The sequence below is a fragment of the Variovorax nitratireducens genome (assembly GCF_051216545.1).
In the GTDB taxonomy this organism is placed as follows: Bacteria; Pseudomonadota; Gammaproteobacteria; order Burkholderiales; family Burkholderiaceae_C; genus Variovorax.
Map to the genome: position 1 here is coordinate 23,701 of NZ_JBPJZO010000011.1, position 18,183 is coordinate 41,883.

The 18,183-nt window shown below is 67.3% G+C and carries 18 protein-coding genes; 15 read left to right on the forward strand and 3 right to left on the reverse strand.

The features are described from left to right. Positions 1–118: 118 nt before the first annotated feature. The 3 genes from aroC (at position 119) to ACSFA8_RS21620 (ending at position 3,133) form a co-directional block, all read left to right on the forward strand. On the forward strand, positions 119–1,267 hold the full coding sequence (aroC, locus tag ACSFA8_RS21610; protein ID WP_435481532.1) for a chorismate synthase: 1,149 nt from the start codon (positions 119–121) through the stop codon (positions 1,265–1,267). After that, positions 1,264–2,457, forward strand: coding sequence for an MFS transporter (locus ACSFA8_RS21615; protein WP_435481533.1), 1,194 nt, complete (start codon positions 1,264–1,266; stop codon positions 2,455–2,457). The genes aroC and ACSFA8_RS21615 overlap by 4 nt, the downstream gene beginning before the upstream one ends. A gap of 94 nt (positions 2,458–2,551) precedes the next feature. Continuing rightward, entirely contained in the window at positions 2,552–3,133 is a 582-nt protein-coding gene (locus ACSFA8_RS21620; RefSeq protein WP_435481534.1) for a rhomboid family intramembrane serine protease, read from the forward strand. Positions 3,134–3,188: 55 nt separating this feature from the next. On the opposite strand, the gene ACSFA8_RS21625 is transcribed toward ACSFA8_RS21620, so the two are convergent. Then, positions 3,189–4,118: a carbohydrate kinase family protein gene (locus ACSFA8_RS21625; RefSeq protein WP_435481535.1), complete on the reverse strand. Its 930-nt coding sequence runs from the start codon at positions 4,116–4,118 to the stop codon at positions 3,189–3,191. A 160-nt stretch (positions 4,119–4,278) separates the two neighbouring features. On the opposite strand from ACSFA8_RS21625, the gene ACSFA8_RS21630 reads away from it, so the two are divergent. From ACSFA8_RS21630 to ACSFA8_RS21650, 5 genes are all read left to right on the forward strand, one after another. Then, entirely contained in the window at positions 4,279–5,292 is a 1,014-nt protein-coding gene (locus tag ACSFA8_RS21630) for a sugar ABC transporter substrate-binding protein (protein ID WP_435481536.1), read from the forward strand. Between the two features lie 24 nt (positions 5,293–5,316). Continuing rightward, positions 5,317–6,276, forward strand: a complete 960-nt coding sequence (locus ACSFA8_RS21635; protein ID WP_435481537.1) for an ABC transporter permease — start codon at positions 5,317–5,319, stop codon at positions 6,274–6,276. Further along, complete coding sequence (locus ACSFA8_RS21640; protein ID WP_435481538.1) at positions 6,276–7,064, forward strand: ATP-binding cassette domain-containing protein; 789 nt, start codon at positions 6,276–6,278, stop codon at positions 7,062–7,064. Before ACSFA8_RS21635 ends, ACSFA8_RS21640 begins: the two co-directional genes overlap by 1 nt. Before the next feature lie 2 nt (positions 7,065–7,066). Beyond that, positions 7,067–8,278, forward strand: coding sequence for an ROK family transcriptional regulator (locus ACSFA8_RS21645; RefSeq protein WP_435481539.1), 1,212 nt, complete (start codon positions 7,067–7,069; stop codon positions 8,276–8,278). Between the two features lie 109 nt (positions 8,279–8,387). After that, positions 8,388–8,930: a murein hydrolase activator EnvC family protein gene (locus tag ACSFA8_RS21650; protein ID WP_435481540.1), complete on the forward strand. Its 543-nt coding sequence runs from the start codon at positions 8,388–8,390 to the stop codon at positions 8,928–8,930. Positions 8,931–8,945: 15 nt separating this feature from the next. Here the strand turns inward: ACSFA8_RS21650 and ACSFA8_RS21655 are convergent, their stop codons facing one another. Next, positions 8,946–9,731: an IclR family transcriptional regulator domain-containing protein gene (locus tag ACSFA8_RS21655; protein WP_435481541.1), complete on the reverse strand. Its 786-nt coding sequence runs from the start codon at positions 9,729–9,731 to the stop codon at positions 8,946–8,948. 165 nt (positions 9,732–9,896) lie between these two features. Here ACSFA8_RS21655 and ACSFA8_RS21660 point away from each other — a divergent pair, with 165 nt between their 5' ends. From ACSFA8_RS21660 to ACSFA8_RS21690, 7 genes are all read left to right on the forward strand, one after another. Then, complete coding sequence (locus ACSFA8_RS21660; RefSeq protein ID WP_435481542.1) at positions 9,897–10,817, forward strand: shikimate dehydrogenase family protein; 921 nt, start codon at positions 9,897–9,899, stop codon at positions 10,815–10,817. Between the two features lie 45 nt (positions 10,818–10,862). Further along, positions 10,863–11,459, forward strand: a complete 597-nt coding sequence (locus tag ACSFA8_RS21665; RefSeq protein ID WP_435481543.1) for a TRAP transporter small permease — start codon at positions 10,863–10,865, stop codon at positions 11,457–11,459. Then, entirely contained in the window at positions 11,456–12,736 is a 1,281-nt protein-coding gene (locus tag ACSFA8_RS21670) for a TRAP transporter large permease subunit (protein WP_435481544.1), read from the forward strand. The genes ACSFA8_RS21665 and ACSFA8_RS21670 overlap by 4 nt, the downstream gene beginning before the upstream one ends. A 159-nt stretch (positions 12,737–12,895) precedes the next feature. After that, entirely contained in the window at positions 12,896–13,906 is a 1,011-nt protein-coding gene (locus ACSFA8_RS21675; protein WP_435481545.1) for a TRAP transporter substrate-binding protein, read from the forward strand. Between the two features lie 76 nt (positions 13,907–13,982). Then, positions 13,983–15,197 carry a 3-carboxy-cis,cis-muconate cycloisomerase gene (gene pcaB, locus ACSFA8_RS21680; protein WP_435481546.1) on the forward strand — a complete coding sequence of 405 codons (1,215 nt, stop codon included), beginning with the start codon at positions 13,983–13,985 and terminating at the stop codon, positions 15,195–15,197. Continuing rightward, positions 15,194–15,631, forward strand: a complete 438-nt coding sequence (locus ACSFA8_RS21685; RefSeq protein ID WP_435481547.1) for a carboxymuconolactone decarboxylase family protein — start codon at positions 15,194–15,196, stop codon at positions 15,629–15,631. Before pcaB ends, ACSFA8_RS21685 begins: the two co-directional genes overlap by 4 nt. Continuing rightward, positions 15,631–16,398, forward strand: a complete 768-nt coding sequence (locus ACSFA8_RS21690) for an alpha/beta fold hydrolase (protein WP_435481548.1) — start codon at positions 15,631–15,633, stop codon at positions 16,396–16,398. The genes ACSFA8_RS21685 and ACSFA8_RS21690 overlap by 1 nt, the downstream gene beginning before the upstream one ends. Before the next feature lie 4 nt (positions 16,399–16,402). On the opposite strand, the gene ACSFA8_RS21695 is transcribed toward ACSFA8_RS21690, so the two are convergent. Next, positions 16,403–18,154 carry an IlvD/Edd family dehydratase gene (locus ACSFA8_RS21695; protein WP_435481549.1) on the reverse strand — a complete coding sequence of 584 codons (1,752 nt, stop codon included), beginning with the start codon at positions 18,152–18,154 and terminating at the stop codon, positions 16,403–16,405. Positions 18,155–18,183: the final 29 nt, after the last annotated feature.

Here is an 18,183-nt window from a genome sequence, read left to right on the forward strand (position 1 = left end):
GCAACGTTATTCAGCGTCGCGGCGACTGTCCATACGCCGTTCGGCCACGGCCGGTCGATTCGGTGCAAGTTTTGTGTCAGCCAGATAGGCGCTGCCCTCCGGGAGATAATTCCGCCCCATGAGCGGCAACACCTTCGGCACCCTTTTCGCAGTCACCAACTTTGGTGAATCCCATGGCCCTGCGATCGGTTGCGTGATCGACGGTTGCCCGCCCGGCATGGCGTTGACCGAAGCCGACATCCAGGGCGACCTGGATCGGCGCCGCCCCGGCACCAGCCGCCACGTGACGCAGCGCAACGAGCCGGATGCGGTGCAGATCCTCAGCGGTGTCTACGAAGGCAAGACCACCGGCACGCCGATTGCGCTGCTGATCCAGAACACCGACCAGCGCAGCAAGGACTACGGCCAGATCGCCCAGCAGTTTCGCCCCGGCCACGCCGATTTCACCTATTGGAAGAAGTACGGCATTCGCGACCCGCGCGGCGGCGGGCGCTCGTCGGCGCGGCTCACGGCTCCCATGGTGGCGGCAGGCGCGGTCGCCAAGAAGTGGCTGTTCGAGAAGTACGGCACCGTGTTTCGCGGCTGCATGGCGCAGATCGGCGAGATCGTGATTCCGTTCGAGAGCTGGAAGCATGTGCCGAACAATCCGTTCTTCGCGCCGATGGCCGACGTGGGCGCGCTCGAGGGCTACATGGACGCCCTGCGCAAGGCTGGCGACTCGTGCGGTGCACGCATCCGCGTGACCGCATCGAAGGTGCCCATCGGTCTTGGCGAGCCGCTGTTCGACAAGATGGATTCCGACATCGCCTACGCGATGATGGGCATCAACGCGGTGAAGGGCGTCGAGATCGGCGCCGGCTTTGCCAGCGTCACGCAGCGCGGCACCACGCATGGCGACTCGATCACGCCGCAGGGCTTCGCCACCAACAATTCCGGCGGCACGCTCGGCGGCATCACCTCGGGCCAGGATCTCGAAGTGAGCATCGCGATCAAGCCGACCAGCTCGATCATCAGCCCGCGCCAGTCGATCGATGTCCACAACCAGCCGGTCGACGTGATCACCAAGGGCCGCCACGACCCGTGCGTCGGCATCCGCGCGACGCCGATCGCCGAGGCCATGCTGGCGCTGGTGGTGATGGAACATGCGCTGCGCAACCGCGCGCAGAACGGTGACGTGCATGCACAGGAGCGTCGCCGGGCTGCGGGCGGCGGCGCGGAGGCCGGCACTTCGAGCGAGGCCGAGGGCCCGCAGTCCTCGTTTCTGTGAGCGCGGGCGCGCCTGCGCCTGGTGGCCGCGGCCATCTGCTTGCCTTTGCGGCGCTCTCGGCCAGCTACTTCGCGCACATCGGGTTTTTCAATCCGTACCTGCCGCTCTGGCTCAAGGATCAGGGCCTGCCGATCTTCACGATCAGCCTGCTGGCGGCGGTGCAGTCGCTCACGCGCGTGTTCGCACCGTACGCATGGGGCGCGTTGTCCGACCACACCGGCGAGCGGGTGCGGCTGCTGCGCATCAGCGCGGCCATTGCGCTCGCGGCGTCGTTCGGGCTCTGGCTTCAGGGCGGCGCATGGTGGATCGCGCTGGTGCTGCTGGTGCTGTTCACCCACACCAGCTCGATGATGGGGCTCACCGAAGCCGCCATGGCGCACCTGGTGGCCGGCGACTGGGGCCGCTACGGCCGCATCCGTCTTTGGGGCTCGGCCGGCTTTCTGGTGACAGTGTTCGTCGCGGGCGAGTGGTTCGAGCGCTTCGGCATGCGCCACCTTCCAATGTGGGCCGGCGCCACGCTGGCGCTGGTGCTGTTCGCGGCATGGCGCCTGCCCGACGTGCGCGAGCCGCCGGCCACTGCGCACCAGCAGCGGGTGCCGGTGGGCCCGGTGCTGCGACAGCCGGCGGTGCGCTGGTTTCTGGCGGCGCTCTGCCTGCACGTCACGGCGCATTTCGCGGTCTACGGCTTCCTGTCGCTCTACCTCGACGCGCTCGGCTACAGCAAGGGCATGATCGGTTTTCTCTGGGCCGTCTCGGTGCTGGCCGAAGTGGTTTGGTTCTTCGGCCAGGGCCGCTTCATCGCGCGCTTGCCGATGGCACGCTGGCTGCTGGTGTGCGGCGCGGTCGGCGTGGCGCGCATGGCCATCACCGGCGCAGCCGGGCAGTGGCTGTGGGCGATCCTGCTGGCGCAGGCGCTCCACGCACTGAGTTTTGCCGCGCACCACACCACCTGCATCGCGCTGGTCACGCGCTACTTTCCGGGGCGGCTGCGTGGCCGCGGGCAAGCGCTGTTCACCGTGGTCGGCTACGGCATCGGCGGCGTCGCGGGCGTGCTGCTCGGCGGTGCGATCGCCAGCCGCTTCGGCTTTGGCATCATGTTCGGCGTGGCAGCACTGCTGTGCCTGCTGGCCACCGGCTGCGCGTGGCGGCTCGGGCGCATCGAGCGCGCGGAGCGCCTGGAGCGCATGTAGCCGCACGGAACCCTGAGACGCGACACGAGTCGCACGCAGGCGCCGCGACGGCGCCACCCCCCCTGACCCCGAGAACGGAATCCCGATGTTTCGCATGCCGCCTGCCACCCAGGCCCTGATCCTGTCCTGCGTGATCGTGTACTTTGCCCAGGCGATGGTCGGGCTCGATGCCTTCGCGCTCTGGCCGATCGGCTCCGGCGAGTTCCTCCCCTGGCAGTTGCTGAGCTATTCGTTCCTGCACGGCGGCCTCTCGCACCTGGTGTTCAACATGTTCGGGCTCTTCATGTTCGGTGCCGAACTCGAGCGCGTCTGGGGCGCGCGGCGCTTGCTGGTTTTCTACTTCGTGAGCGTGCTGTGCGCGGCGCTGGCGCAGCTGGGCGTGGCCGCCTTGAGCGGCAGCATGGTGCCGACCATCGGTGCCTCGGGTGGCCTGTTCGGCTTGCTGCTCGGCTTCGCGATGCTGTTCCCCCACCGCAAGATCGTGCCGCTGATTCCGCCGATCCCGATGCCGGCCTGGCTCTTCGTGCTGCTCTACGGCCTGGTCGAACTGGGGCTCGGCGTCACCGGCAGCCTGAACGGCGTCGCGCATTTCGCGCACCTGGGCGGCATCGCGGGCGGCTGGCTCACGCTGCGCTACTGGCGGGGGCAGCCGCCGTTCGGCTGGGGCCGGCGCTAGCGTGGGGGTAGCGGCTGAGCAACTGAGCAACTGAGCGGCTAAGCGGCTCAGCGGCTCAGCGCGGCAGTTCCGCGCGCCGCGGCATGTCCGCGCCGCGCCGCGAGCAGGTAATGGCGGCGGCCTGGGCGGCGAAGCGCAGCAGCGCTTCCAGCTGTCGGGCATCGAGCGCGGCCAGGGCGGCGGGCGTCAGCGCATCGTGCTCGTCCAGCCAGGTCAGCAGGGCGGCCTGGAAGGTGTCGCCGGCACCGACGGTATCGATCACCTGCACCGGCTGCGCTGGCGCATCGGCCTGTGCGTTGGCAGTCCACGCGCTCGAGCCCTTGCTGCCGCGCGTGATCGCCACCAGCGCCGCGCCGCCGGCCAGCCAGCGGGCCGCAACCTGCTCGGGCGTTTCGGCGGGGTAGAGCAGGCCCAGATCCTCGTCGCTCACCTTCACGAGGTGCGCGAGCGAGGCCATCAACTCGACCACTTCGCGCCAGTGCGCGAGGTCGGGTTCCACGTTGAGGCGAACGTTGGGGTCGTAGGCGATCAGGCAGCGCTCGCGCTCGCGCGCGGCGAGGGCGCGCAGCGTACTGCCGATCGGCTCCACCGCCAGCGCATAGGAGCCGAACTGCAGCACGCGCGTCGCCGGCGGCAGCGCCGCCAGGTTGGCGGGCGTGAGCTGTCGGTCGGCCGCGCCGTTGCCGTGGAAGGCATAGCGCGGCACGCCGCCCGCATCGACGCTGACCACGCTCAGCGTGCTCGGTGCGTCGTTGCGCAACACCAGCGAGGTGTCGACGCGCTCCGCCTGCAACGAGGCGAACAAGCGCTCCCCCAGTGCGTCGGTCGACAGGCCGCAGAGGAAGGCCACCGGCCGTTCCAGGCGGGCCAGTCCCTGCGCCACGTTCAGCGGCGAGCCGCCGATGCGCGCATCGAGCAGCATGCCGACAGGCGTGGACTCGCCCATGTAAACGTCCATCAAAGCCTCGCCACAGACCACGAACATCCTGCGTCTCCTTCGGGTTATCACTAACTACAACAACTTGATTTAATTAGTCGACCGCAACTATAGTTGCCTCGCCCCCCGTTGCAAAGACCTCGCCGAGGCGGCGCAGGTTCTTTTTTCAAGCATCGCAGGCGATCCGCCTGCCCACTGGAGACAAACAATGTTCAGCAAGCGTTCCACCCTGGCCCTGGCCACCCTCTCACTGGCCGCATCGATGGCCGCACCATCGGCCTTCGCGGCCGGCGAGCCGGTGATCGGCCTCATCACCAAAACCGAAACCAACCCGTTCTTCGTGAAGATGAAGGAGGGCGCGACGGCCGAGGCCAAGGCCAAGGGCGCGAAGCTGCTCAGCGGCGCCGGCAAGGCCGATGGCGACAACGCCGGCCAGGTGGCGGCAATGGAAAACATGATCGCTGCCGGTGCCAAGACCATCCTGATCACGCCGAGCGACTCCAAGGCGATCATCCCGGCGATCAAGAAGGCCCAGGAAAAAGGCGTGATGGTGATCGCGCTCGACAGCCCGACCGACCCGCAGGAAGCTACCGACGCGCTGTTCGCCACCGACAACTACAAGGCCGGTGTGCTGATCGGCGAGTACGCCAAGGCGGCGATGGCGGGCAAGCCCGTCAAGATCGCGACGCTCGATCTGTTCCCCGGCCACCCAGTCGGCGCGCAGCGCCACAACGGCTTTCTGAAGGGCTTCGGCCTTGCCAGCAACGACGCGAAGAACAACGAGCTGGCCAAGCCGGCCGAAGTGGTGTGCATGGCCGACAGCTTCGGCGATCGCGCCAAGGGCCAGACCGCGATGGAAAACTGCCTGCAGAAAAATCCCGACATCAACCTCGTCTACACCATCAACGAACCGGCCGCTGCCGGCGCCTTCAACGCGCTGCAGAAGTCCGGCAAGGACAAGGGCGTGATGATCGTGTCGGTTGACGGCGGCTGCGACGGCATCAAGGACGTGGCCGGCGGCAAGATCGCCGCCACTTCGCAGCAGTACCCGCTGAAGATGGCCGCCATGGGCGTGGCCGCGGGCATCGAGTACGCCAAGACCGGCAAGAAGGTCAGCGGCTACACCGACACCGGCGTCACGCTGATCGCCGGCAAGTCGGTCACTGGCATCGACAGCAAGGACACCAAGGTCGGCACCGAGTTGTGCTGGGGCAAGAAGTAAGCGGCTGACCGGCAGGCCATCACTGTGGAAAACTGGAAACAGAAACTCCCGCCGCTCGGTCAGCTCGGGCCCTTCATCGCGCTGCTCATCGCATGCGTGGTGTTCGGTCTGACAACCGACCGGTTCTTCAGCGCGGAGAACTTCTCGCTGATTCTTCAGCAGGTGATGGTGGTGGGCGTGATCGCCATCGGCCAGACCCTGATCATCCTCACGGCCGGCATCGATCTGTCGTGCGGAATGATCATGGCGCTCGGCAGCATCGTCATGACCAAGCTGGCCGCCGACTCCGGCGTGCCCGCACCGCTGGCCATCCTGGCGGGCATCGCGGTCACGGCGCTGTTCGGGCTGGTCAACGGCCTGCTGGTCACGCGCATCAAGCTGCCGCCGTTCATCGTGACGCTGGGCACCTTCAACATCGCCTTCGCCATCACGCAGCTTTACTCGGGCGCGCAGACCGTGACCGAGGTGCCGCCGATGATGACCTGGCTGGGCAGCACGTTTCCGATCGGCGGCGCCAACATGGCCTATGGAACGGTGCTGATGATGCTGCTGTACCTGGGCGTCTGGTTCTGGCTGCGCGAGACCGGCGCCGGGCGCCACGTCTATGCCGTCGGCAACAACCCCGAAGCGACGCGCCTGGTCGGCATTCCGCCCGAGCGCGTGCTGCTCGGCGTCTACGTGCTGGCCGGCGTGTTCTACGGCATCGCCTCCCTGCTGTCGGTGGCGCGAACCGGCGTCGGTGACCCGAACGCCGGGCAAACCGAGAACCTGGACGCCATCACCGCGGTGGTGCTCGGCGGCACCAGCCTGTTCGGCGGCCGCGGCCTGATCCTGGGCACGCTGGTTGGCGCGGTCGTGGTCGGCGTGCTGCGCAACGGGCTGACGCTGATGGGCGTGTCGTCGGTCTACCAGGTGCTGATCACCGGCATCCTGGTGATCGTGGCGGTCACGGTCGACCAGCTCTCACGTCGGGGAGGCCGCTGATGTCCACTCCTCGAATCGTGATGCAGGCCAAGGGCCTGGTGAAGCGCTATGGCCAGGTCACCGCACTCGACGGCGCCGACTTCGAACTGCGCGCCGGCGAGATCCTGGCGGTGATCGGCGACAACGGTGCCGGTAAGTCCTCGCTGATCAAGTGCCTGTCGGGTGCCACCGTGCCGGACGAGGGTCAGATCGTGCTGGACGGCGAGGTCATCCACTTCAAGGGCCCGATCGATGCGCGCCGCGTCGGCATCGAGACGGTCTACCAGGATCTGGCAGTGGCCCCGGCCATGACGATCGCCGAGAACCTGTTTCTCGGCCGCGAAATCCGGCGCGAAGGCTTCCTCGGCAATGTGCTGCGCATGCTCGACAAGAAAAGAATGCTGGAGCTGAGCGTCGCGCGCATGAACGACCTGAAAGTCGGCATCCGCTCGATGACGCAGGCGGTCGAGACGCTGTCGGGCGGCCAGCGCCAGTGCGTGGCGGTGGCGCGCGCCGCAGCCTTTGCCGAGCATGTGGTCATCCTCGACGAGCCGACTGCGGCGCTCGGCGTCAAGGAGGGCAACATGGTGCTGGAGCTGATCCGCCGGGTGCGCGACAAGGGGCTGCCGGTGGTGCTCATCAGCCACAACATGCCGCACGTGTTCGAGGTCGCCGACCGCATTCACGTGGCGCGGCTGGGCAAGCGTGCGGCGGTGCTCAACCCGCGCAACATCAGCATGAGCGACACGGTGGCGGTCATGACCGGCGCCATGCTGCCCGAGCAATTGCCGCCAGAGGCTCTCGCCTGAGCATGCCCGACACGGTAGGAGCGCCCGACCTGTTGCGGCCGCGCGGCTCCAACCAGGTCGGCATGCGCCAGTTCAACGAACGCGTGGTGCTCCAGGCGCTGCGGGTCCATGGCAGCCTGCCCAAGGCCGACCTCGCGCGGCTGACGGGTCTGAGCGCGCAAACCATCGGCCTCATCACGGCGCGGCTGGAGGAAGACCAGCTGGTCGTCAAGCAGAGCCGGGTTCGCGGGCGCATCGGCCAACCCTCGGTGCCGCTGGCGCTCAACCCCGACGGGGCCTTTGCCATCGGCATCAAGATCGGGCGGCGCGGTTGCGAGTGGCTGCTGATCGACTTTGCCGCGCGCGTGCGCGAGCAGCACGCGCTGAGCTACGCCTTTCCCGATGCCAGGAAGCTGTTGCCGGCCGTGGCGCGGTATATCCAGCAATTGCGCGACGGGCTGGGGCCGCTCGCGAGCCGCACCGCCGGCGTCGGTCTGGCGGCACCGTTCCAGTTGGGGGGATGGCATCGCATGCTGGGCGTGTCGCAGGCGCAGTCCGAGCTGTGGAACCAGATGGATCTCGGCGCCGAGATCCAGGCGCGCACCGACCTGCCGGTGAGCTTTGCGCGCGACACCGCGGCCGCCTGCGTGGCCGAACTGGTGAGCGGCCGCGGGCACGACCTCAAGAGCTTTCTCTACATTTTTGTCGACACCTTCGTGGGCGGCGGCCTGGTGGTCAACTCGCACCTGCACACCGGGGTGCATGGCAATGCGGGCGCGCTGGCCTCGCTGCCCCTGCAGCCGGCGCACGCAGGCCAGGCCGGAACCCAGCTGATCAGCGAGGCTTCGCTGTGGGAGCTGGAGCAGGGCTATCGCAGCGCCGGACTGGACGCGACGGCAGCCTACGACGAGCGCGCACTGCAGCCGCCTTTCGCAGCCGCCACGCAAGCCTGGCTAGCCCGCGCCGCCCCAGCCCTGGCGCATGCCATCGCCAGCGGCACCGCCGTGCTCGACCTGGGCCATGTGGTGATGGACGGGTCGATGTCGCGCGCGCTGCTCGACGCACTGCTGGCGCAGACCCGCGCGGCGCTCGAGCGCTGCAACTGGGAGGGCTTGTGGCGCCCCCAGCTGCATGGCGGCAAGGCCGGCGCCCGGGCCAGCGCACTCGGCGGCGCCATGCTCCCGCTGCACGCCAGTTTCGCGCCTGATCACGACGTGTTCCTCAAGGCGGCCTGAGCCGCCGGCAGCAGCGCGGCCGCGTGGCGCTCCCGGCGGTTCTCGGGGCCTATGATGCAAACCGCAATGGAGTTCAAACGAAGTGAGGCTTTCGTCGAGGAGTAGCTGGATGTTTTTTTCCGCCCGAATGTTGGGCCTGGCCGTCGTCGCGGGGCTGGCCGCTTGCAGCGCGTCTGTACCGCTGCCCCCGATTGCTCCCTTGCCGTCACCGCGTGCCGCTGTGGTCGAGCCGGCCATCGTCGTGCCGGCGCGCCCGTCGGGGCCGCCAGCCCGGGTGCCCGGCGCCAGCTTCGCGCGACCCGCGCAGGGCGCACTGATCGCCCGGTTCGACGGGCGGCTCAATCCGGGCATCGACATCCGCGGCAATCTTGGCGACCCGGTGTTCGCATCGCGCGAAGGCCGCGTGGTGGTGGTGAGCAGCGCGCTGCCTGCCTACGGCACGATGGTCGTGCTCAAGCACGGCGACACTTTCATCACCGCCTATGCCCACCTCGACAAGGTGCTGGTCAAGGAAAACGAGTCGGTGCGCGAAGGCCAGCAGATCGCGGAGATGGGCCGCAGCGGCAGCGACCAGGTGAAGCTGCATTTCGAGATCCGCAAGATGGGTACGGCGGTCGACCCGGAGCCCTATCTCCAGGGGCTTGCACAGTAGGGCGCAGCGCTGGCGTCAGATCAGGTTGCGCATCGCCTGCGCCGTTTCGCGCAGCACCGGCAGCACCCGCTTGACTGCGTCCTCGCTGCTCTCGTGCCCCATCGGCATCGTGATGTTGAGCGCGCCGACCAGGTCGCCCCGGCGGTCGCGCAGCGGCACCGCGATGCCGCGCGAATTCAGGTCTAGCTGCTGCTCCGAAATCGACCAGCCCTGCGTCCGGATGCGCGCCAGTTCCAGTCGCATCCGATCCTTGCTTGCGATGGTGTGCGAGGTGAACACGCTGAGTTCGTGCGTTTCGAGCCACGTGGCCAACTCGGCATCGCTGCGCAGGGCGAGCATCAGCATGCCGGCAGCCGTCACCTGCGCCGGCACGCGCGCGCCGAGCACGTAGCCGGTGCTCATGCTCCGGTTCGGTCCGTTGCGTGCGATGTAGACCACCTCGTCACCGTCCATCACGCTGAGGTAGACGATCTCGTGCGTGCCGGCGGCGACGCGTTGCAGGAAGGGCTGCACGATGCGCGGCAGACGCGCCGATTCGAGGTACGACTGCCCGAGCCGCAGCACGCGCGGCGTGAGCCAGAACAGCTTGCCGTCGCTTGCCACATAGCCCATGTGCTGCAGCGTCAGCAGGTAGCGCCGGGCCGCGGTTCGCGTCATACCGGTGCGATGGCCGGCCTGGCTGGCGGTCAGGCGTGGATTGGCATCGTCGAACGCCTCGATCACGCTGATGCCGCGCTCGAGCCCTGCGATCCAGTCGCGCTTTTCGAGGCCGGGCGGTGGACTGCTGTCATCTCTCTCCATAGGTTCCTTCAGGTAAACCCCAAAAACGTTCGATTATCATTTTGTACCGATCGATCATCGATCGGAATCAGGATTGACCCCCGACCCACTTTCTGATTTGCCCACTACAGTCCGCGCACGAATCGCTGCATCAAAAGCGCGATTGTCGAACCCCCGGAGCGAGACATGCAACCCATTGACGGCAACACCGACCTCTACCTGATCCCTGGTGATCCGGTGGCGAACGTGCGCGTGCCACGCATGTTCAACGCGGTGTTCGAGCGCTACGGCATCAACGCGGTGCTGGCGCCGACGCGCGTTGCAGCGCGCGACCTGGCGGTGTTCTTCAAGGCCAGTTTTCTCGCCCGGAACCTCAGGGGCATGGTGATCGCGCCACCGCACAAGCCGCTGGTCGTCGGCCTGCTCGACGGCTGCGGCCTGTTCGGCCGGGTGGCCGGGTCGGTCAACGTCGTGCGCCGAACCGCCGAAGGTGAACTCGAAGGCGATCTGTTCGATGGCGAAGGCTTCGCCGGTGCGCTCGACTACTTCAATATTCCGTTTCGCGGCAAGCGCGTGCTGCTGCTGGGCGCCGGCGTAACCGGCGCGGCCATCGGCGTGGCGCTAGCGGACGGCGGCACGGTCGACGGCGCCGAGCACATCGCCTTCTACGACCCGATGGCGGGCAAGGCGGCCGGACTCGCCGCGCAGCTCGACGCCTTCTTCGACGCCACCGTGGTGGCCGTCGGCTCGAACGATCCGGCCGGCTACGACGTGGTGGTCAATGCCACCCAGCTGGGGCTGGCGCCCGGCGATGCGCTGGCCTGTGACGTGGGGCGCATGGACAGCCATGCCGCCCTGTTCGACATCCTGCTGCGCGGTCAGCCCACGCCGCTGGTACAGGCCGCGCGAGCGCGCGGGCTGTGTGCGCAGCCCGGCTTCGAGATGCTGATCCAGCAGATTCCCTATTACCTCGACTACTTCGGCTATGGCGAGGCCGCCGCAGGCGTGCGCAAGGACGCAACCTTCCTGCGCGAGCTGATCTACCCCGAAGCCATGGCCGGCGAGATCCGCGCACCGCAGCGTTACCACTCCGACAGCGTCGCCTGACGCGACAGCGACCGATTCATCAACGAAAGAACAAGGGAGACAGTCATGAACAAGCTGGTCGATGGCTACTGCAAGCTGCTCGATGGCCTGATCGCACTGGCGCTGGCCGCCATGGTGGTGCTGGTGTTCGGCAACGTGGTGTTGCGCTATGCCTTCAACACCGGCATCACCATGTCGGAGGAGGTGTCGCGCTGGTTGTTCGTTTGGCTGGTGTTCCTGGGCGCCATCGTTGCCCTGAAGGAACACGCCCATCTGGGCAGCGACATGCTGGTGTCGCGCCTGCCCGTGATGGGAAAGAAGATCTGCCTGGTGCTGGGCCAGCTCCTGATGCTCTACATCACCTGGTTGATCTTTTCCGGCAGCCTGGCGCAGGCCAGGATCAACCTGGACGTCGAGGCACCGGTCACCGGCGCGTCGATGGCGATCTTCTATTCCGCCGGCGTGGTGTTCTCGGTGTCGGCCGGCCTGCTGCTGCTGCGCGAGTTGTGGCGCAACCTTTCCGGCCAGCTGCGGGAGGACGAGCTGGTGATGGTCAAGGAATCCGAAGAAGCGGGCGAACTCGAGGAATTGCAGGCTCAGCTGGCGCGTGAGAACGCCGAGGCGCCTCCCAGCATCGACACGCGCCCCGGGAGCAAGTCATGACCGTCGCCATCTTCCTCGGCGCCCTGATCGGCGCGATGGCGCTGGGCATTCCAATTGCCTATGCATTGCTGGCCACCGGCGTTGCACTGATGTGGCATCTGGACATGTTCGATGCCCAGATCCTGGCGCAGAACGTGATCAACGGCGCCGACAGCTTTCCACTGCTGGCCGTGCCATTCTTCATGCTGGCCGGCGAGATCATGAACGTGGGCGGGCTGTCCAGGCGCATCGTCGATTTCGCGCTGGCGCTGGTCGGCCACGTCAAGGGTGGCCTGGGCTACGTGACCATCGTGGCGGCCATCCTGCTGTCGGCCCTGTCGGGTTCGGCGGTGGCGGATGCGGCGGCACTCACCGCGCTGCTGCTACCCATGATGGTGGCCGCCGGCCATAACAAGGCGCAGGCGGGCGGGCTGATCGCCGCCTCGGGCGTGATCGGTCCGGTGATTCCGCCCTCGATCGGCTTCGTGATCTTCGGCGTCGCCGCCAACGTGTCGATCTCCAAGCTGTTTCTGGCCGGCATCTTTCCCGGCATCCTGATCGGCGCCGCGTTGTGGCTGACCTGGATGTACCTGGTGCGCAAGGAAACGCTTGTTCCGCCGCCGCGCAAGTCCACCGCCGAAATCCTGAAGGCGCTGCGCCAGGCGACCTGGGCCCTGATGCTGCCCGTGATCATCCTGGTGGGCCTGCGTTTCGGCGTGTTCACGCCGACCGAGGCGGCGGTGGTGGCCGCGGTGTATGCCCTCTTCGTGGCCACGGTGATCTACCGTGAACTCAAGCTCAGCCAGTTGTACGCGGTGTTCGTGAGTGCGGCCAAGACCACCGCGGTCATCATGTTCCTGGTGGCTGCGGCGCTGGTGTCGGCCTGGCTCATCACGGTGGCCGACCTGCCGAGCAAGGTGATCACGCTGCTCGAGCCCTTCATGGGCAACCAGACGCTGCTGCTGATCGCCATCATGGTGCTGTGCATGCTGGTGGGCACAGCGATGGACATGACGCCGACCATCCTCATCCTGACGCCTGTGCTGATGCCGGTGATCAAGCAGGCGGGCATCGACCCGGTGTACTTCGGCGTGCTGTTCATCATCAACAACTCGATCGGCCTGGTCACGCCACCGGTAGGCACCGTCCTCAACGTGGTGGCGGGCGTCGGGCGCATGAAGATGGACGAAGTCACGAAGGGTGTGCTGCCTTTCATGCTGGCCGAATTCGCGATCCTGTTCTTGATGGTGCTGTTCCCGCAGCTCGTCACGGTGCCGGCCAAATGGTTCAGTGGCTGAAATGACTCCCACCCCCGTTCCTCGCTCACTGCGTGTAGCTCGATTCCCCCTCAAGGGGGCAACACCGGCGGCCCGGCAGAGCCGGTTCCGCGGTGTTCCTGGAAGGGGCCGCGTTTGCCGTTTAGTTTTCTTTCCTGTTTGACTTACTTGGAGACAACCATGCATTTTTCATTCGCTCGCCGCGCCCTCGTGGCTTCCCTGGTCGCCGTGCTGCCGTTTAACGCTGCCCTGGCGCAGGACATCAAGGAGCGCACTTTCAAGTACGCACTGCAAAACCCCAAGGGCCATCCGCTGGCCACCGGGGCCGAGAAGTTCGCCGAACTGGTGGCCGCCAAATCCGGCGGCAAGATGAAGGTCACCGTTTTTCCCGGTGGCACGCTTGGCGGCGACGCGCCCAACGTGTCTGCGCTGCAGGGTGGCACCATCGAGCTCGTGGCGCTGAACTCCGGCATCCTGGCTTCGCAGGTCAAGGATTTCGAGGTCTATGACTTCCCCTTCATGTTCGCCAACGCGAAGGAGGCGGACGCCGTGGTCGATGGCCCGTTGGGCCAGAAGCTGCATGCCAAGCTGGCCGACAAGGGCATCGTCGGGCTGGCCTACCTGGAGCTGGGCTTTCGCAACATCACCAACAGCAAGAAGCCGATCAACACCGTCGAAGACATCGCCGGACTCAAGCTGCGCGTGATCCCCAATGCCATCAACGTCGACTGGGTCAAGGCGCTGGGCGCCAACCCCACGCCGCTGGCCTTCCCCGAGGTCTATGCGGCGCTGGAGCAGAAAGCCATCGACGGGCAGGAAAATCCGCTCAACGTGATTCTGGCCAACAAGTTTGCAGAGGTGCAGAAACACCTGGCCATCACCAACCACCAGTACAACCCGCAGTCGCTGATCTTCAGCAAGAAGGTGTGGGATCAGCTTTCCGGCGCCGAGAAGAAGGTTTTGCAGGACTCCGCGGTTGAAGCCGCCAAGTTCCAGCGCCAGACCTCACGCGACGCCGCGGCCGGCACGCTCGCCGAACTGAAGAAGGCCGGCATGCAGGTCACCGAATTCAGCGCCGCGGAGCAAGCCAAGCTGCGCGAAAAGCTCAAGCCTGTGATCGACAAGCACGGCGTGGCGATCGCCGCCACGGTGGCCGAGATGCAGGACGAACTGGCCAAGGTTCGCAAGTAAGCTCCATGATCAGCGGCGAGACCACGCCAATCGCCCACCTGGGCTGTTTGAACGGGAGCACCACGGCTCCGCTTCCATGAGCATCTTTGAAGGCTTTCTTTCAACACCCGAAACGCTCGCCGCGTTCGACGACCACAGTTTCGTCGACGCGATGTTGCGTTTCGAGGCGGCCCTCGCGCGCGCGCAAGCCGCGGTTGGACTCATTCCCGAAGCGGCGGCGCAGTCGATCATCGGTAGCTGCAAGGTCGAACTGTTCGACGTGGCGCGCATCGTGCGCGAAAGCGGCCGGGCCGGCAGCGTCGCGATTCCGCTGGTCAAGGCGCTGAAGGAGGCGGTCGGCCTGTTCAATGCCGATGCCGTGCCCTACGTGCACTTCGGCAGCACCAGCCAGGATGTGATCGACACCGCGATGGCACAGGTCACGCGCAACGCCATCACGCTGGTCGAGGCCGACCTGGCGCGCGCCGTCGACGCGCTGCTGCAGCACGCCACGCAGCACGCGACCACGCCGATGCTGGCGCGCACGCTGATGCAGCCTGCGTCGGTCACCAGCTTCGGCTTCAAGTGCGCCGGGTGGGTCGCGCCGCTGGTGCGCAGCCAGGCCCGGCTGCGGCTGGCCGCCCGCAATGCGCTCAACGTGCAGCTCGGCGGCGCCGTCGGCACGCTGGCGCAGATGAAAGGGAAGGGCGGCGACGTGATGCAACGCATGGCCGACGAACTCGGCCTCGGCGATGCGCAGGCCACCTGGCACACGCAGCGCGACGAATGGGTCGCGCTCGGCTGTGAGCTCGGCCTGATGGTCGGCAGCCTCGGCAAGATCGCGCTCGACATTTCGCTGTTGGGCCAATACGAGGTGGCCGAGGTGATGGAGCCGAGCGAGCCTGGCCGCGGCGGCTCGTCGGCGATGCCGCACAAGCGCAACCCGGTGGCTTCGATGGTCGCACTGGCGGCCGCGCAGCGCGCGCCGCAGCGCGTGGCTGCGCTGCTGGCCGCGATGCCGCAGGCGCACGAGCGTGCGCTGGGCGCCTGGCAGGCCGAGCTGGCCGAGTGGCCGCAGCTGCTGATGTCCGCGCACGGGAGCGTGCGGGCGCTGGCCACGGCCTTGCCCGGCCTGCAGGTCGACGCGGCCCGCATGCTGGCCAACATCGAGCGGCTGCGCGCCGAGCTGCCGAAGGATGCAGCCGACGAATGGTTCAATCCCGCGCTCGCGCAGCATGCCGGCCAGCTCGCGCTGGCCCAGGTCGGGCAGATGCGCAAGGCCACCGTACCGAAGAAAGGCAATTCCCGATGAGCGATACCCCCACCCCCGCCGACGACTACCAGCAGGGGCTGCTGAACCGCCGCCGCGTGCTGGGCGACGCGTGGGTCGACAAGTCGCTCGCCAACCGCAATGATTTCAACGCCGAGTTCCAGGCGCTGATCACGCGCCACGCCTGGAACGACATCTGGGGCCGGCCCGCGCTGGGCGACAAGACGCGCCGCTACATGGTGCTTTCGATGATGCTCGGCATCCACGCGTACGAGGAGTTCGCGATGCACGTGCGCGCTGCGCTCGATGGGCCGCCCGAGTCGCGTCTGACGCCGGAGGACATCAAGGAAGTGATCATGATGGCTGCCATCTACTGCGGCGTGCCGGTGGCCAACCATGCCTTCGGCATCGCGACCGGTATCCTGCGCGAGAAGGGCTTGCTGGCCGCGCTGGCGCCCCCCGACAAGGAAACCTGATGACCATTCAAATCAACGTCGTTCGCGAAGGAAACGGCCCCATCGTCGTGCTGAGCCATGCGCTCGGCTGCGACCTGCACATGTGGGACGCGCTGGCGGCGCAGCTGGCGCGCGCCCACACGGTGCTGCGCTACGACCACCGCAACCACGGCGCCTCGGAGCGGGTCGCCGGCGCGCTGCACATGGTGACGCTGGCCGACGACGCCGCCGAGCTGATCGAACGCGAGGCGGCTGGCGAGCCGGTGCACTTCGTCGGCCTGTCGATGGGCGGCATGACGGCGCAGGCGCTGGCGCTGCGTCGTCCCGAGCTGCTGCGCAGCGTGGTGATTGCCAACTCGTCGTCGCACTATCCGGACCAGGCCCCGTGGCGTGCGCGTGTGCAAACCGTCGCGTCGCAAGGCGTGGCCGCGATCTCGCAGGGCGCGGTCTCGCGCTGGCTCACGCCGGCCTGGGCGTCGACCTTCGAAGGAGAGGCCGCCGCCAAGGCGCTGCAGCAGACGCTGGAAGCCACCGACGCGGATGGCTATATCGCAAGCTGCAACGCGGTGGCGGCGATCGACTTCCGCGAAAGCAACCGCCGCATCACCGTGCCGACGCTGGTGATCGGCGGCGTGCAGGACGAAGCCACGCCGATGGAAATGTCGCAGGCCCTGGCCGATACGATCCCGGGTGCGCGGCTGGTGACCATTGACGCTGCGCATCTGAGCGCGGTCGAGCAGCCGGCCGAGTTCGGTGAACTGCTGATCGACTTCTGGCGCAGCCTCTGAGCGCTCAGCGCGGCACTTTGCCCGTCGATCTCTGCGCGCGCAGAAAGTCGAAGTCCACCCCCTGGTCGGCCTGCGTCACCGTCTGCAGGAAGAGCTTCAGGTAGCCGCGCTCGGCGCTGGGCTCGACCACCGGCGCGGCCATGGCACGGCGCGCCAGGTCTTCGTCGGACACCAGCAGTGCGATCTCGCGATTCGCCACGCTGAGCCGTATCCGGTCGCCGCTGTGCACGTACGCCAGCGGCCCGCCGATGGCGGACTCCGGCGTCACATGCAGCACGATGGTGCCGAAGGCCGTGCCGCTCATGCGGCCGTCCGAGATGCGGACCATGTCTTTCACGCCGGCACGCGCCAGCTTGCGCGGGATCGGGATGTAGCCGGCCTCTGGCATGCCCGGTGCGCCCTTGGGGCCGATGTTCTTAAGTACCAGCACGTCTTGCGGCGTCACGTCGAGGTCGTCGCGGTCGATCCGGGTCACCAGGTCTTCGATGTTCTCGAACACCACGGCGCGGCCCTCGTGCTCCATGAGCTTCGGGTCGGCGGCCGACTGCTTGATGATCGCGCCGCCCGGCGCCAGGTTGCCGCGCAGTACCGCAATGCCGCCCTGCGGGTAGATCGGGTCGGCGATGCTGCGCACCACGTCCTGACGGAAGCCCGGGCCGGCGCGCTCGAGTTCTTCGCCGAGCGTGCGGCCGGTCACGGTCATCGCGCCCAGATGCAGCAGCGGCTTGAGCTCCCGCAGCAGTGTCGCCATGCCGCCGGCATGGTGGAAGTCTTCCATGTAGTGCTGGCCGGAAGGCTTCAGGTCGAGCAGCACCGGCGTGTCGCGTCCCATGCGGTCGAGCGCGGCCAGATCGGTCTCGAGGCCCATCCGGCCTGCGATCGCGGTCAGGTGCACGATGCCATTGGTCGAGCCGCCAATGGCCAGCAGCACGCGCATCGCGTTCTCGAAGGCCTCCGGCGTCAGCACCTTGTCGATGGTGAGGCCGTCGCGCGCCATCTGCACGGCTTGCGCACCGGTCTGCTCGGCGATGCGGATGCGGTCGGCCGACACTGCCGGGGGCGAGGCGCCGCCCGGCATCGTCATGCCCAGCGCTTCGGCGATGCAGGCCATGGTGCTCGCCGTGCCCATCACCGAGCAGGTGCCGACGCTGGCCACGAGCTGGTTATTCACGTCGGCGGTTTCCTCGGCTTCGATCTCTCCGGCGCGGTATTTGGCCCAGTAGCGGCGGCAGTCGGTGCAGGCGCCGACGCGCTCGCCGCGGTGGCTGCCCGTCAGCATCGAGCCGGTGATGAGCTGGATCGACGGGAGGCCGGCCGAAGCGGCGCCCATCAATTGCGCAGGCACGGTCTTGTCGCAGCCGCCGATCAGCACCACGGCGTCCATCGGCTGCGCGCGCACCATTTCCTCGGTATCCATCGACATCAGGTTGCGCAGGTACATGCTGGTTGGTGCTGCGAAGCTTTCGTGCACCGAGATCGTCGGAAAGGCCATCGGCAGGCCGCCCGCCAGCATCACGCCGCGCTTGACCGCCTCGATCAGTTGCGGCGCGTTGCCGTGGCATGGGTTGTAGGCACTGCCGGTGTCGGCGATGCCGACCACCGGGCGCTCGAGGGCCGCGTCGGTGAAGCCGGCACCCTTGATGAACGCCTTGCGCAGGAACAGCGAGAAGCCCTGATCCCCGTAGCTGGTCAGGCCACGGCGCATGCCGGAGGAGCCGGCCGATTCACCGGGTTCGAAAGGAGTCTTGTCGGCCATGGCGTGTCTCGTCAATCTTGAGCGGGGAG